The organism is Fundidesulfovibrio terrae (genome assembly GCF_022808915.1).
GTDB classification, from domain to species: domain Bacteria; phylum Desulfobacterota; class Desulfovibrionia; order Desulfovibrionales; family Desulfovibrionaceae; genus Fundidesulfovibrio; species Fundidesulfovibrio terrae.
This window is the reverse complement of the sequence record NZ_JAKZFS010000001.1, coordinates 715,183-730,402: the sequence shown is the minus strand read 5'-3', so window position 1 is coordinate 730,402 and position 15,220 is coordinate 715,183. Positions and strand designations below refer to the sequence as shown.

Below are 15,220 nucleotides of genomic sequence, written 5' to 3'. Positions count from 1 at the left end.
CACGACTACCTCGTTTCGAGAAGCGGAAGCCGCCTGAAACGCCTGCCGGTCGCGGCGGACAACGCGTTGGCGACCGCCGGGGCGATGGGAGGCACCCCGGGCTCGCCCACTCCGGTCGGCTTTTGGGCCGAGGGGACGATGTGCACCTCCACCTCGGGCATGCGGTCGAAACGCATGGCCCGGTATTCATTGAAGTTGGATTGCTCCACCCGCCCCGAATCCAGGGTGACGGCCTCGCCCAGGGCCGCCGACAGGCCGAAGGCGATGCCGCCCTGCATCTGGGCGCGGATGATATCCGGATTGACGGGCATGCCGCAGTCAACAGCGCACACGACCCTTTCCACACGGAACGCGCCGTCCTGTCCCACGGCCACTTCGGCCACCTGGGCCACGTAGGTGTCGAAGGACTTGTGCACGGCCACGCCACGCCCGCGCCCGGCCGGCAGGGCCGACCCCCACCCCGCCTTCTCCGCTGCCAGGTCGAGCACACCCAGGTGGCGGGGGTGGTCCGCCAGGAGCGCCCGGCGCAGCTCCACGGGATCGCGACCAGCCGCCTGGGCCACCTCGTCCAGAAAGACCTCAACGGCGTAGGCCGAATGGGAATGGCCCACAGAGCGCCACCAGAGCACGGGCACGCCCACTACGACGGTGTGCAGCTCAACCGACAGGTTGGGTATGGCGTAGGGCATGTCGTGGGCGCCCTCCACAGAGACGGCGTCGATGCCGTCCTTGACCATCATGGACTCGAAGGGCGTGCCGGTGAGGATCGATTGCCCGGCCACACGCTGGCGCCAGGCGATCAGGTTTCCTCGTCCATCGATCCCGGCGCGCAGCGCGTGGACGAACATGGGCCGGTAGCGGCCGCCCGCTATGTCGTCCTCCCTGGTCCACACCAGATGGACGGGGGCTGCCCCTCCCAGAGCCCGGGCCACATGCACGGCCTCCACGATGTAGTCGGAGGCCGGGTTGGCCCGGCGTCCGAAGCTTCCGCCCGCATACAGTGTGTTGATCCGCACCTGCCTGCGCTCAAGGCCCGCGGCCGAGGCGGCGTTGGCCTGATCCACGGTCTGGAACTGGTCCCCGGCCCAAATCTCGCAAGCGCCGTCCGCCAGCCGGACCACGCAATTGAGGGTCTCCATGGGGGCGTGGGCCAGGTACGGGAATTCGAAAACAGCTTCCACGGTCTTTCCGGACAAGGCCAGGGCCTCCTCCACGTTCCCGTCGGCCCTGGCGGAAAGCCCGGGAGAGGCGGCCAGGGCCTTGTAGTGCTCAAGAAGCTCGGCCGTGCCGCGCGTTTCCGCTCCGCTTTCGTCCCACTCCACCCGCAGCGCGTCCCGCCCGCGCCGGGCGGCCCAGGTGTCCACGCCCGCCACAGCCACGCCCTGGGGGATCTCCACGACGTGCTTCACGCCCGCAACGGCCAGGGCCGGAGCCGGATCGAAGCCCTTCACCCTGGCGCCGAAACGCGCGGGCCTGGCCACCACCGCGGTCAGCATTCCCGGCAGGCGCACGTCCATGGCGTACAGGGCCGCTCCCTGGACCTTGGACTCCACGTCCAGGCGGCGATCCTGTTTGCCGATGAGCCGGAAGCCCGCCGGATCCTTGAGCGGCGCGTGGGTGGGCTCAGGCCGGCCGGCAGCCGCTTCGGCCAGTTCCCCGAAGCCGGCCTGGCGATCGCCCGATGCGTGGCGCACAAGGCCGTTTTCCACCACGATCTCCCCCACCGGCACGCCCCAAACCTCGGCCGCGGCATGGGCGAGCCTGGCCCGCGCCGACGCCCCGGCCTGGCGGTACTGCTCGTGGGAGTTGGCGATGCAGGTGCTGCCGCCCGTTGCCTGCAGGGGGCCTAAAAAGAGGTTGTTGTAGATCCGCTCGTCCGCCGGAGCCGACACGGCGCGTACCCGGCTCCAGTCGGCTTCCAGCTCCTCGGCCACCAGGGTGGCCAGGCCGGTGTGGCTGCCCTGCCCGGCCTCGACATGCTTGGCCAGCACCGTCACCTGGCCGTCTTCGCCGATGCTCACGAAGGGATTCATGGCGAAGCTGCGGCCCTGGGCCGTGGCGGAAGGCTGGGAAAAGCCGCCCGCCGGGACGGCCGCATGTTGCGGATGCCCCGCCATGGCCCTGGCCGCGCGCCTGACCGCCGCCTTGATGCGTCCGTAGGTGCCGCACCGGCAGAGGTTTCTCTGCATGGCCCTGGCGATGTCCTCGTCGCTTGGGTCGCGGTTTTCTGAAAGAAGCGCCACCGCGCGCATGATCTGCCCCGGCTGGCAGTAGCCGCACTGCGGCACCTGCTCCTGTATCCAGGCCTGCTTGACCGGGTGGTCCGGGGCCACTCCCTCGATGGTGACGATCTCCTGGCCGCCCACGGCCCCGAGCTTGAGCGAGCAGGACGGCCGGGCCTTGCCGCCGAGCAGCACGGTACAGGCCCAGCAGAGTCCGGCCCCGCACCCGTATTTCGTCCCGGTGAGCCCAAGTACGTCGCGCAGCACCCACAGAAGCGGCATCCCCGGGTCGGCGTCCACCTCGTAGGCTCGTCCGTTCACGCTGATGCTGACCATGGCGTTCCTCCTCCGGGCGGAGCGCGCCTGCCCCCGTCCGAATCCAGCCTCAGGGGGTCTCGGCTGGCGTACGGCGTTTTTTTCCGGTTTCTTCCCACATAGCCCTATATGGGCTGCAACGTCTCCGGAAGCAAGCTATGACTTGTGCGCCCTGGCAAGGGAGCGCGCATGACCATCGCAGATTTGATCGACGAAATCAGGCTGGAGCTGACCGATGAACAGAAAACCCGCTGGAGCGACGAACAGATGCTCAGGATCGTGGGCAAGGGCTTCCGCAGGCTCTCCCACGTGCTCTTCCGCAATGACGTGGAGCTCGGGCGCAGCATCTACCGCTTCGACACCGAGCCCGGCCGTGAGGACTATCCCCTGCCCGCCGACTTCATGGCCGACTACGGCCTCTACCGCGACGGTACCAGCACCAAGATCGCCAAGCAGAGCGACGACTCCTGGGAACAGCTTTCGAGCCCCGCCGAGTGCTCGGCCTGGCTCATCCGGGGGGACTCGCTCTACCTGGCCGGGGCCCCCGGCGCCGCCTACGGCCTGACCCTGGTGTACTGGCCGCTTCTGGACTCGGCCTCCCTGGAGATGGATTCGCCCACGCCCTTTGGCGGCAAGCTCGACGACTTGGTGGCCGAATACGCGGCCCTTCGGCTCAAAAACATCGACGAAATGGACGTGAGCCTGGATTCCCAGCTCCTGCAGGACATGGAGAACAACCTGCTGAGCACCTATTCGGCCCTCTCGCCCGTCACCGTCTCCCGGCGGGGCTGGCTGGCGTGAGCCGCAAATGCCGGGGCCGGACAGGACTCCGGCCCCGGCCGGACTCGGCTGGATTCGGCCGGCGGGCGAGGCCGCGTTGTCAGCGCAAGGGTCTTGTGCGAAGGGATGGGAATGAAAATGCATTCCGCGACACCTGGCGCGCCCTATCCGCATCAGGTCAACCTGCCGTTCAACGCCACGGCCGTCCAGGGACTGTTCCAGCCCGGAACGCCCGACCAGGACGATTCCTCCGTGCCCGGGTATTGGCTTTTGCTGCAAGGGGACGCCTTGCTGCTCCGCCACGGCGGCGGCGCGCCGGCCCTCCCGGACGGCTTCCTCCCCCCGGCCCTTGCGCTGGTGGAGAGCCCGTTCGCCATCGGCGCCTGGCGCGGCAAGCCCCTCAGGGTCGGCCGGATCGAGGCGGATGCGCCCATACCCGGATCGTGGACCCCCATCCCGATCAACTTCCGGGAGGAAACGCTCGACGACGAACTCATCACCCTGGCTGGCATGGCCCGCCAGATTGTTCATTGGCGCAGCCGCAGCGCGAGATGCCCGGTCTGCTGCACGGCGATGGACAGGATCGAGCGCACCTGGGGGGTGCGCTGCGGGAGGTGCCGCGACGAATACTACCCTCCCATCCATCCGGCAGTCATCGTCCTGATCCGGCGGGGAGAGGAGTTCCTTCTGGCGCGTAAATCCATCTGGCCTGCGGGACAGTACGCCCTGATAGCCGGCTACCTGGAATTCGGAGAGTCGCTGGAGGATTGCGTGGTGCGTGAAGTCAGGGAGGAGACGGGCATATCCGTTCGCGACGTGCGATACGTCTGCAGCCAGAGCTGGCCCTTCCCCAGCCAGATAATGGCCGGGTTCACGGCCGAATACGCCGGTGGCGAACTGGTCGTGGACAAAACCGAGCTGGAGGACGCCCGTTGGTTCAGTCCGGACAACCTGCCGCCCGCCCTGTCCCCGCGCCGCAGCATCTCCCGGTACATCATCGACACCTTCGCGCTCAATATCAAAGCCTGACATCCCGGGACGAGCCGGATGCGCCGGGCCGCAAGGGCCGCAAGGGCCCAGGCGCGCTCCGGCCAGCCATGGAGCGTGGCTACCAGCGGAACACCACGGTCTTCTGCCCGTCCTTGCCCACGGTGACAGACTGGGTTTTCGCCATTCCGGCGCTTTCGGCCGTCACGGAATAGATGCCAGGCGGGACCCGCACCAGAAACCAGGGTCCTTCGGAAACCGCGTCCAGGGAAACCGGCCCCCGCAGAGTCACCCGCACGTCCCCCAGGTAGTTGCCTTCGGACACCGCGAACTCGAGTTTGAGGTTGTACTGCGAGGCCATGCCCTGCATGGCCTCCCTCTCGTCCAGCCCGACGCCTCCGCTGAGGTAGGGAACGCCCTGGGGGCTGGTATTTTGCGCCTGCGCCATGATCGCGCCGCAGAAAGACAACCAGATCGCCAGAACCACTCCTGCCGTGAAAGCCAATCCTGCCATGATAAGCCTCCTGGGATGGGGAATGCCGTGGCTTCCCGCCATCGTGGGCCCGGCACGCATCTGGCGTGCCGGGGACAAACCGGTCCGCCTCGCTACGGACGCAGGCACTGTTCCTTGTCGTAGTCGCAATTCTCCTGGCAGTTTTTCTTGTTTTCCAACCCTGGAGCTTCCGAGCACTTTTGCATGCACTTTTTCCACTGGCTGTCGCAATACACCATGCTTCTTCCCGTCTCGAGCCTATTGCTGACGCTTGATCCGCGCAGGATAGGCAACGGGTCGATGACATGTCCCGGGCCGCTCTCTTCCAGGTAAACGACACTCCTTCCCGATCCGTAATAATACATCCTCCCGGAATCATCCATGTAGTACTGGATCGGGTTGTCATCGACGACGTAGTACAATCCGCCAGTCCCTGTCTCCACGCGCTCCGTCCTCTGGATGATGTGCAGCCCCCCTTGCGGGTCGGCATAATAGAGCTGGCCGCTCGTATCGCGGAAATAGCGGCGGGGGCTTTCCGGACTGCGCTCGACCACCACGACCCTTTCCTCCGGAGGTGCTGGGGCCTGGGCCAGGGTGCGGGTGTCGGTCCTGTCGCGTGGGCCGCACCCGGCGGCGGCCAGCATGGCCAGGACCAAGGTCGAAAGGACGAATAGGCAAAGCGGGCAGCGGTTGCTTCTCATGGCTCCTCCCTTGCTGAAGGGTTTTTCCGATCTTCGCCTACCGCCAGATATTCCGGGGCATGTCAATGGCTCTTTCCCCGAATTTTTTCCGCCTTTCTTCCCACATAGCGCTATATGGGGTGACGCGGCCGGATTCCCGGCTACACTGCCCGGTTCATGAAGACCGGCATCACCATCCATACCGGCTACACGCCGCACCGTTTCCAGCAGGATATCCACGCGGGCTTGAGGCGGTTCTCCGTGCTCGTCTGCCACCGCCGCTTCGGCAAGACCGTGCTCTGCGTCAACGCCCTCATCGACGCCGCCCACCGGGACGGCCCTCCCGACCAGCGCCTGGCCTACGTGGCCCCCACCCTCACCCAGGCCAAGCGCGTGGCCTGGGACTATCTCAAGCGCTACGCCCTGGGCATACCCGGCTCCAAGGCCAGCGAGAACGAACTGCGCATCGACTTCGAGAACGGCTCGCGCATCAGCCTGCACGGCGCGGACAACCCCGACAGCCTGCGCGGCCTCTACCTGGACGGCGCGGTCTTGGACGAATACGCGGACTTCCGCCCCGAGGCATACGCCACGGTCATCCGCCCGGCCCTGTCCGACCGGCGCGGCTTCGCCATCTTCATTGGCACCCCGCGCGGCCACAACCACTTCTTCGACCTCTACCAGGCCGCGCTTCGCAACCCCGGCTGGTTCGCGGCCCGCTTTCCGGCAAGCGCGACCCGCCTCCTGCCCGAGGACGAGCTCGACTCAGCCCGCTCCCAGATGACCGACGCCCAGTTCCGCCAGGAATACGAGTGCGACTTCGACGTCACCGGCGAGGACACCCTCATCCCCCTGGCCCTGGTGCTGGATTCCCTGGACCGCCAGGTGGGCTACCGGGATGCCCCGGCGGTCATGGGCCTGGACGTGGGCATGTCGCTGGGAGGTGACCCCTCGGCCATCGTGGTGCGCCAGGGAGGCAGGGTGGTCCACGCCGAGGAGTTCCGCCTGGACGACACCTTGGTCGTGGCCGGACGCGCCCGGGAATGCTTCCACGATTTCCGCCCCGAGGCCGTCTACGTGGACGCCGTGGGCTGGGGCGCGGGCGTGGCCCACACCCTGTCCGGCTGGGGACTGCCGGTGACGGCGGTGAACGTGGCCGAGTCGTCCTCCTCGTCGGAGCGTTTCAACCGCCGCCGCGACGAGCTGTGGTGGAAGGCCCGGGAGTTCTTCGCCTCACGCGTGGTCTGCCTGGACGAGGCCGCGCCCCTGGTCCGCAAGCTGGCCGCCGAGCTTTCATCCCCCCGCTTCGCCTACCTGCCCTCGGGCCGCATCAAGGTCGAGGGCAAGGACGAGCTCAAGCGCCGGGGCGTGAGCTCCCCCAACCTGGCCGACGCCTTCGTGCTGACCATGGCCCACGCCGACCGATTCCGGCCGGCGGACGACACCTCAAACCTCGAGGAGGGCCAGGATCCCTCCCGATTCCTCTAGGAGACCTGCATGCCCATTTCCGACGACGACCTGCTCGTCCTGCTGCGCCAGGACATGGACAAGGCCCGCGCCTACCAGGCCGAGCTGTCCGCCGAGCGCGAGAAGCATTACCGCTGGTATCGCGCCGAGCCTTACGGCAACGAACGCCCCGGATGGTCCCAGACCGTGCACCCCACCATCTTCTCGGTGGTTGAGTGGATGAAGCCGGGACTGGTGGAGGTGTTCACCGGCGACTTCTTCGCCTTCAATCCCGTGGGAGCCGGGGACGATCCCGCGCGCGTCAAGGACACCCAGCACGCGGCCGACCGGCTCAAGCGATACGTGCGCCACAAGCTGTTCAACCAGTTGGACGGCGAACAGCTGGTGGAGGATTTCGTCCACGACTGCCTGGTGAACCACTACGGGGTGATGAAGATCACCCAGCGGGACGACTTCGACCTCACCACCGAGCTCCTGCCCGAGATGACCACCGAGGAGCTGGAAGCCCTGGCCGCGTCCGACTCGTCCATCGTGGACATCCGGGGCGGCAAGCCCTTCAGGCGCCCCGACCCCCTCACCGGGCGCGAAGCCACGGGCCTGCGCGGGGCCAAGGCGGTGCGCCGGCGCGGCAAGTACCAGGGCTTCCACCTGGAGGTGGTCCCCCCGCGCGAGCTCTACATGCTGCCCGGCTACCCCGACCTGGACAAGAACCCCTTCGTGGCCCACGTCGTGCGCCGCGACCTGGACTCCATCCGCCGCCAGGAGATGGCCGGGATCTACCGCAAGGGCAGTTTCGCCGCCGTGTCCGCCAAGGTGAGCAGCCGCCGGGCCACCGAGGAGACCTCCGGCGAGTACGACACCCTGCACTCCGTGGACGGCCTGTCCTCGCCCGACGCACTGGGAGGCTCGGAGGGCTCGGCCCTGGCTGCCGGACGCGCCCAGGGCGAGGTTTGGGTGTGGGAGTGCTACACCCGCCTGGCCCTGGACGAAACCAGGCTCCTGAAACCCAGCATCATCACGGTCTGCGAGGACGTCATCCTGCGCGGCCCGGTGGAGAACCCCTACGGCGGGCCGCCCTTCGAGCTGGGCTTCGTCTACAAGGAGCCGCACAAGTCCGTGGGACGGCCCATCGCCGCCGTGCTGGACCAGCGCCAGCGCGTGCTCTCCAACCTTCTGCGCAACATCCAGGACGCGGCGGCCATGAGCACCTACCGGGGCTTTCTCACCACCGACGCCCGGGCCAAGAAAGTCCTGGCCAGCATGGGTCCGGGCGACGTGTCGCTCGTGCCGTCGCTCGGCACCACGCAGGAGATCGTGCCCGCCCCGGCCGACACCATGCTCCTGTCCGCCTTCAACGCGACCCTGCAGGAGGTGGCCAAGGAATCCGGCGTCAACGAGAACATGCAGGGACTGGACAACAACTCCCTCAACCGCACCGCCGCCGGCATGCAGATGCGCCTCACCGCCGGCATGCAGCGCCAGAAGCTCTACGCCCGGCGCATCGCGCGCTCCTTCCGCCGCATCCTGTCGCGCGTGCTGGACATCATCCGACTCTACCCGCCCGAGGACGACCAGCGCATCGTGGGCGCGGACGTGGCCATCGAGCCCGGCGACACCATGGGGCAGTACACCGTGTCCATCGACGTGGGCGTCGGCCCGCAGGAGCGAATGGACTCGGCCCATATCATGGACGAACTCATTCAGCTCTTGCTCAAGGCGGGCCTGCCCATGGGAATCTGCGAGCCCCGGGGCGTGGTGAAGGCCATCAAGGCCAAGTACGAATACCTGGACATCGACGTGAGCGAGTACCTGCTCCCGGAGGAGCGCATGGACCAAGTGAAGGACCTGAAACGCCAGATCGAGGAGCTCCAGGGCCACAACCAGGGCCTGCAGAAGGCCATCGAGGAGCACGCGGGCGAACTGCGCAAGACCGGGCCCGAGGGAGCCGGACCGGGCGGCCCGGGAGCTCCCATGGGACCCGGGGGACCCGGCCCTGACGGACCCGCTGGGCCGGGAGCCCCTGGAGGCCCCGTCCCGCCTGCCGGATTCCCCGGCGCGGGAGGACCGGCCGGTCCCGCCGGTCTCGTCGGTCCCGTTGGGTCCGGCATGCCGGACGCGATGACCATGCCTGCGAGCTTCCCCCCGACGGGCCCCATGCCACCCATGGGCGCGTCCGGTGGCATGCCCCCGGGAGGCCCCCAGTGAGCCGCCTGGAACTTGAACGCCAGACCGCGCGCGGCGAGGAGGTCGGGCGGTTCCTGGCCTGCGACGCCGTACGCGAGGTGATCGAGGAGCAACTGGCCGCCAAGCGCGAGGCCATCCTGAATCTCAAATCCGCCCAGGCGGGGGAGTTCACCCGGATCAAGTCCGCGTTTGAGGCCCTGGAGGAGCTGGTGGCGGCCCTGACCAGCGTGGCCGAGCTTGGAGAGCAGGCCCGGGAGCGCCTGGGCCAGGACGAGAGCGGACCGGAGAACGGAGGGCGCGTGCTGTGAATGTAATGATCCTGGGTGGAAGACCCGAAAACGCGCCGCCGAAACCTTGCCCCGCGCATCTGGAGCTGGTCTCGCGCATCGAGCGCATCGAGAAATGCGTGGAGGCTATCGAAAAGGCCTTGGCCGCTGGCAGGCGCGCCCGGACCGGCGAGGCGAAATCCTCCCGCGCGGCCGAGGCGGCAACTCCGGCAAAGCGGACCAGGTCCGCCGCGAACAAGGGCTGAAAACCGGCCCGCAGCGGGCGGCCGGGGAGGAAGCCTGGCCGCCCGAACACGAAACCAGGAGGTTTTCCGTGCTCTTACCCGAATCCGAAGGCCATCAGAACGGTCTCGGCCTGCCGGCGCCGGCAGCCAGGTACGTACCGACCCTGTTGGGCGCGCTCTTCCAAGGCGTCCGGCCGCCTGAGCCCTTGGCTGGTTTGTTCCGGCCCGAAAAGACCGGATACCCTTCCCATGATGATGACGATCCCGGCGGCGTCAAATTCCCCGGCGATCCCGGCTACAATCCCGACCCGGGCTTTGCCCCCATGCCGACCGGCCTTGCGGGACGCGACATCGACCCAGGTTTCAACCGTCCGATGCCCGGCCTCGATTCCGGATCGGAAAATGCCCCGCCGCGCCCAAAGCCCGGACCGGACGGCTACGTGGAATACGCTGCCGGGAGCGACGCGGACGGGAGCCGTCCGGATCGCGGCCCTGCCAGGGCCAGCTCCTTCATGGACCCGGCGACCGGCAAGCTCGACTACTGGAGCTGGCTGGGAGCCGGGGCGGACAGGATCGGCCAGGGCGGCGACGTGCTGGTGGACGATTCGCCTGACTTCATGGCCCGAAACGGCATCCTGGGCAGGCCCGCCGCAGCCATCGCGGCCGGAAATCCCGAGAACGCCTCACCGCCGAAGGATGTTTTCGTGGAGAGCGGGCCGGACGGCGGCAAGAACCCCACGCGGGACGTGAACATGGCCGCGAGCGACACTACGGCCGATGGCGGGGACCCCTCCGGCTCTGGCACCGAAGGCGGTTCACCTCCTCCGAGCGGGGGAGGAACGAGCCAGCCACCCGAGTCCGGCGACGGCCGCCTCAAACCCGAGGATGTCGCCCCGCCGGTCTCAGGCGATGCGTGGAAGCAGACGCCGTGGGGGCAGGGGACTAGGTGGAAAAAAACACCTCCTTCTCCTGATGCGAACCAGAAGGTTGACCCTTACGCGTATGCGTATCCCAAAGTTCCGGACCCGAAGGATCCGAAAACAAAGGAACTCATCATATCGACCGCCAACAAGTACGGGGTTCCGCCTGAGTTGATGCTGATCAAAGCCTACAATGAGTCAGGCTACGATCAGGCAAAAGTATCCGACCAGGGGGCGGTAGGCATTCTTCAGGTGTTGCCGAGCACGGCAAAGGAATATGGGGTGGACCCCAGCACCCTCGAAGGAAACATTGAGGCGGGAACGCGATACATGCGAAGACTGCTGGACAAAGCCAACGGCAACCCCGTGCTTGCCGAAGCCGGGTATTTCGGGGGCGACGGACTCATCACGAATGGGAAGCCCATCGGCCCCAAGACCATGGCCCATGTCAAGAAGCTGCTCCCGGGTCTTGGCGACGACGTGGTCAACAGTCGCTATCCGTCGGATTTCGCGAGCAACCCCTACACGTTCTGGCGCTACATGTACCCGTACAGGAAATGATGGATAACCCCTGGTCACGGCGAGGGGGGCGTAGGCTCCCCTCGCATTTCGTAAAGTGCTCCATAAAAATTCAGCGACACAGTGGATATGGCATTCGCCTTCTGCTGAATCTCCTCGCATAGTTCGACAAGATCGGCGCCTTTCCCGGCATCCAGTTGAAGCGCCAAATCAAATATCATCATGCTAACTCCATCGAAACTCATATTCGCCTGTTCAAACATTTTTGTCATCACTTCCACATTGACATTCTTGCACTTCATAGTCATGCAATATAGCTTAATTAAATCTTCCATGTGACACGCAGCCAGATATAGTGAATGCAAACCACCCGCGATCTCCGATAACGATTGTCTCTGAACACTTGGATTCTTTACTGTCTTTATTTTAGAATAAATTTTATTTCTTTGTCCAATAACATAATCAGAAAATTCGTGAAGCTTTGCAAGCTCATACTTTCCGCATGTTTTTGCATGGGACATGCCACATTGCAGTGTCAATACGAGGACACTAACGACAATGATCGCAGCTCGCGCCATCACTTTGCGGCAACACGCACTTTGAGGTCGCAACATACCAGGAAACCTCCCCGTCAGCTTGGCGGCTGACTGCCTATTCTTTGAAATTTATCCTCAAACGCCCCACTCGTAAACAGATCAATTAACATGCTGAACAATATTTATTCAAACATATACACTCCAACACGAGGCGATCCGACATATCATCCGGATCGACGATAGTCGCCTCAAACCCGATGACGCCGCCCCCGGTTTCAGGCGAGGCGGGGAGGCAGACGCCGTGGGGGCAGGAGGAAAATCCGCGGATGCCCGGCCCCTACGCGTTAAAGTCACGATTTCTTTTCTTCCCGCGCCTGGACACCGCCTGCGAATCCATGCAAGAAAATCCCATGCCCGAAGCCCTCGACGACCTTGACCCGGCCCATCTGCGCGAGCGCGTGGAGAGCCTGCGCCGCTGCTTCGAGCTGTGCGCGCTCATAAGCTCCTCCATCGACGTGGACGACGTGCTCGAGCGCATCATGACCGCCTCGCGCCAGGCCCTGGACGCCGAAACCTGCAGCCTGCTCCTCACCGAACAGGAGACGGGCGATCTCGTGTTCACCGTGGCCCAGGGCCCCGTGGCCGACAAGCTGCCCAAGGGGCACGTGCTCAGGCGCGGCGAGGGCGTGGCCGGGTGGGTGCAACTGAACGCCCAGCCCGTGCTCGTGCCCGACGCCTATGCCGACCCGCGCTTCAACCCCGAGGTGGACCGGCGCACCGGCTACCGCACCCGCACCATCATGTGCGTGCCCCTGGCCGTGAAGAACCGCCTCATCGGCGTGGCCGCGCTCATCAACAAGAACGGCGGCGGCCCCTTCACCGGCGAGGACCTGGAACTCTTCACCATCATCGCCGCCCAGGCGTCCATCGCCATTGACAACGCCCGGCTGCACCAGGCCATGCTGGCCAAACAACGCATGGAATTCGAGCTTTCTATCGCGGCCAGCATCCAGCACGACTTCATGCCCCACTCGCCGCCGTGCGTTCCGGGCTTCGAGCTGGCCGGAACCAGCGTCTCCTGCGACTCCACCGGCGGCGACTACTACGACTACCTGCCCCACCCCGACCCCGCCTGCACGGGCCTGTCCGTGGCCGTGGGCGACGTGAGCGGGCACGGCATCCCGGCGGCGCTGCTCATGGCCAGCGCCCGGGCGCTCATCCGGGCGCGCGCCTCGCAGCCCGGGATGCTCGGCGAGATGCTCTCCGACGTGAACCGCCTCATGAGCCGCGACACCGGCCAGTCCGGCCGGTTCATGACCCTCTTCTGGCTGGCCCTGGACCCGGCCTCCGGAACGCTCGCCTTCGTGCGCGCCGGCCATGACCCGGCCCTGGTCTACAATCCGCGCTCGGACTCGTTCAGCGAGCTGGCCGGGAAGGGCCTCCCGCTGGGCGTCGAGTCCTGCTACGGTTACGAACAGGCATCCCGGCACGGCTTCGAAAAGGGCGAAGTCATCGTGATCGGCACCGACGGCGTATGGGAATGCCGCAACGCCGCTGGCGAGATGTACGGCAAGGACCGCCTGCGCGAGGCCGTGGCCGGAAGCGCGAACCTCCACGCCCGGGACATCCTCCAGGCGTGCATGGACGACGTGGAGGCGTTTCGGGGCAAGACCCCTCGCCAGGACGACCTGACCATCGTGGTTCTCAAATGCCTCCAGGACGGCGGCCAGGAACCACAAAATTGTAATATTTTCAACAATGCGACAGTATTGTAACCATCCTCACGACCCTCTGCCACGATTACCGCAAATGATTCCGGGGTGTTGTCCATGAACGTCGTCTGGCATGGGAGTTGCCTCTACCGGATCGAAGCCCGCGAAAGCGGCTCGTTTCCCATCCGGGAGGTGCACGCCATGATCGACTGGATTTTGATCGGAACCCTGTTGGCAATTGTCGGCCTGCATTGGCTGTTCGAACTCATCCCCGGCCGCGCGCGTGGCATGTGGTGCTCCGAGCTGTCCCTGGAGCCCGCCGCCCTCGACCGGTCCGCCCCCGCCCCACACCGCCGGTGACCATAGGCCCCGTAATCCCCCCACTTCTCCTGACCCTCAAGGTGGCCGCCCTGGCCACCTTGGGGGCGCTCATGCTGGGCGTCCCGGCCGCATACGCCGTGGGCCGCGCCCGGTTCCCCGGCCGCTCGCTCCTGGACGCGCTGGCCACCATGCCCATGGTGCTGCCCCCCACGGTGCTCGGCTACTACCTGCTGGTGCTGTTCGGACGCCAAGGGGTGATCGGAAAGCTCCTGAATGACCTATTCGGAGTGACGCTGCTCTTCAGCTGGCAGGGCGCGGTGGTGGCCTCCTCCGTGGTGGCCTTCCCCCTGGTGTTCACTACCGCCCGGGCCGCCTTCGACGCCGTGGACCGCGACCTCACCGACGCCGCCCGCACCCTGGGCGCGTCCGGATTCTCGCTGTTTGCGCGCATAAGCCTGCCCCTGGCCTGGCCCGGCATCCTGGCCGGGTCCATGCTGGCCTTCGCGCGCGGCATGGGCGAGTTCGGGGCCACCCTCATGATCGCCGGCAACATCCCAGGCAAGACCCAGACCCTCTCCCTGGCCGTCTACGACGCGGTCATGGCCGGGCGCGACGATCAGGCCCAGTTCCTGGTCATTGTGGTCTCCCTGGCCAGCCTGGCCGTGCTCGTGGCCTCGGGCAAAATCCTGGGGGCGCGTCGATGAAAGTACGCGTGGACATCGAGGCCGCCCTCGGCAAAGGGGAGCGCGCCTTCCACCTGCGCTCCTCCTTCGAGGCATCGGGTAGCGCCGTGGTGCTCTTCGGCCCGTCGGGCTCCGGCAAGACCCTCACCCTCCAGGCCATCGCCGGGCTCGTGCGCCCTCGCGGCGGCCGCATCGAAATGGGCGGGCGCACCCTCTTCGACAGCCGCGCCGGCATCGACCTGCCCCCGAGCGCGCGAGGGCTGGGATACCTGTTCCAGCACTATGCGCTGTTCCCGCACCTGAGCGTGGCCGCCAACGTGGGATTCGGCCTGAGCCCCGGATGGCCCGGGAAGCTCACGAGCGCCCAGAAGGACGACGTGCGTGCCATGCTCGACGCATTCGGCCTGGGCCATCTGGCCGACGTCCGCCCCGCCAGTCTCTCCGGCGGGCAACGCCAGCGCGTGGCCCTGGCCCGGGCCATGATGCCCAGACCCCAGGCGCTTCTCCTGGACGAGCCGTTCTCGGCCCTGGACCCCATCCTGCGCGTGCGCATGCGCCGCGAACTGGCTTCAACCCTGGAACGTTTCGGCATGCCCGCCGTGCTCATCACCCACGACCCAGAGGACGTGGCCGCCTTCGGCAGCACCCTGGTGGTCTACTCGGGCGGGAGGGTCGTCGAACAGCTGGAAATGGACGGCGAAGACGAACGCAGGCGCAGGATGGCCGACGTGCTGGCGTTGCTGGAAGAGAAAGAGGCGAAAGAAGAGTAAGATGCCTCCGGCGGCCAGAGGGGAAACTTTTTGAAAAAAGTTTCCTCTCTGGACTCTCCTTCAAAAACTTCAATAAGCTTCGCGCCCCTGAGCGGTTACGCTCAGGGGCGCGAAGCTTAT

14 protein-coding genes are annotated in these 15,220 nt (G+C 66.3%); 10 read left to right on the top strand and 4 right to left on the bottom strand.

Annotation, left to right across the window (positions count from 1 at the left end):
* Window positions 1-5: 5 nt before the first annotated feature.
* Window positions 6-2,558: a molybdopterin-dependent oxidoreductase gene (locus tag ML540_RS03415; protein ID WP_243358538.1), complete on the bottom strand. Its 2,553-nt coding sequence runs from the start codon at window positions 2,556-2,558 to the stop codon at window positions 6-8.
* 168 nt (window positions 2,559-2,726) lie between these two features.
* On the opposite strand from ML540_RS03415, the gene ML540_RS03410 reads away from it, so the two are divergent.
* Together ML540_RS03410 and nudC are read left to right on the top strand one after the other, a co-directional pair.
* Window positions 2,727-3,338, top strand: coding sequence for a phage adaptor protein (locus ML540_RS03410; protein WP_243358537.1), 612 nt, complete (start codon window positions 2,727-2,729; stop codon window positions 3,336-3,338).
* Between the two features lie 111 nt (window positions 3,339-3,449).
* Window positions 3,450-4,346 (top strand): NAD(+) diphosphatase, encoded by an 897-nt coding sequence (nudC, locus tag ML540_RS03405; protein ID WP_243358534.1) that lies wholly within the window; start codon window positions 3,450-3,452, stop codon window positions 4,344-4,346.
* Between the two features lie 79 nt (window positions 4,347-4,425).
* Here nudC and ML540_RS03400 read toward each other — a convergent pair whose 3' ends face one another.
* Window positions 4,426-4,818 carry a hypothetical protein gene (locus ML540_RS03400; RefSeq protein WP_243358532.1) on the bottom strand — a complete coding sequence of 131 codons (393 nt, stop codon included), beginning with the start codon at window positions 4,816-4,818 and terminating at the stop codon, window positions 4,426-4,428.
* A 92-nt stretch (window positions 4,819-4,910) separates the two neighbouring features.
* Window positions 4,911-5,498 carry an ERICH6/C3orf20 family protein gene (locus tag ML540_RS03395; protein WP_243358530.1) on the bottom strand — a complete coding sequence of 196 codons (588 nt, stop codon included), beginning with the start codon at window positions 5,496-5,498 and terminating at the stop codon, window positions 4,911-4,913.
* 156 nt (window positions 5,499-5,654) lie between these two features.
* Here ML540_RS03395 and ML540_RS03390 point away from each other — a divergent pair, with 156 nt between their 5' ends.
* The 4 genes from ML540_RS03390 (at window position 5,655) to ML540_RS03375 (ending at window position 11,120) form a co-directional block, all read left to right on the top strand.
* Complete coding sequence (locus ML540_RS03390; protein ID WP_243358529.1) at window positions 5,655-6,965, top strand: terminase large subunit domain-containing protein; 1,311 nt, start codon at window positions 5,655-5,657, stop codon at window positions 6,963-6,965.
* Window positions 6,966-6,974: 9 nt separating this feature from the next.
* Window positions 6,975-9,149 (top strand): portal protein, encoded by a 2,175-nt coding sequence (locus tag ML540_RS03385; protein WP_243358528.1) that lies wholly within the window; start codon window positions 6,975-6,977, stop codon window positions 9,147-9,149.
* Entirely contained in the window at window positions 9,146-9,436 is a 291-nt protein-coding gene (locus ML540_RS03380) for a hypothetical protein (RefSeq protein ID WP_243358527.1), read from the top strand. Before ML540_RS03385 ends, ML540_RS03380 begins: the two co-directional genes overlap by 4 nt.
* Before the next feature lie 94 nt (window positions 9,437-9,530).
* Entirely contained in the window at window positions 9,531-11,120 is a 1,590-nt protein-coding gene (locus ML540_RS03375; RefSeq protein WP_243358526.1) for a lytic transglycosylase domain-containing protein, read from the top strand.
* Window positions 11,121-11,134: 14 nt separating this feature from the next.
* Here the strand turns inward: ML540_RS03375 and ML540_RS03370 are convergent, their stop codons facing one another.
* Entirely contained in the window at window positions 11,135-11,692 is a 558-nt protein-coding gene (locus tag ML540_RS03370) for a hypothetical protein (protein ID WP_243358525.1), read from the bottom strand.
* 332 nt (window positions 11,693-12,024) lie between these two features.
* Here ML540_RS03370 and ML540_RS03365 point away from each other — a divergent pair, with 332 nt between their 5' ends.
* Genes ML540_RS03365 through ML540_RS03350 form a run of 4 tightly spaced genes read left to right on the top strand, consistent with a single transcriptional unit; the run spans window position 12,025 to window position 15,100 of the window.
* Entirely contained in the window at window positions 12,025-13,389 is a 1,365-nt protein-coding gene (locus ML540_RS03365) for a PP2C family protein-serine/threonine phosphatase (protein ID WP_243358524.1), read from the top strand.
* 54 nt (window positions 13,390-13,443) lie between these two features.
* Window positions 13,444-13,686: a hypothetical protein gene (locus ML540_RS03360; RefSeq protein WP_243358523.1), complete on the top strand. Its 243-nt coding sequence runs from the start codon at window positions 13,444-13,446 to the stop codon at window positions 13,684-13,686.
* Window positions 13,683-14,351 carry a molybdate ABC transporter permease subunit gene (modB, locus tag ML540_RS03355; RefSeq protein ID WP_243358522.1) on the top strand — a complete coding sequence of 223 codons (669 nt, stop codon included), beginning with the start codon at window positions 13,683-13,685 and terminating at the stop codon, window positions 14,349-14,351. The genes ML540_RS03360 and modB overlap by 4 nt, the downstream gene beginning before the upstream one ends.
* Complete coding sequence (locus ML540_RS03350) at window positions 14,348-15,100, top strand: ATP-binding cassette domain-containing protein (RefSeq protein WP_243358521.1); 753 nt, start codon at window positions 14,348-14,350, stop codon at window positions 15,098-15,100. Before modB ends, ML540_RS03350 begins: the two co-directional genes overlap by 4 nt.
* Window positions 15,101-15,220: the final 120 nt, after the last annotated feature.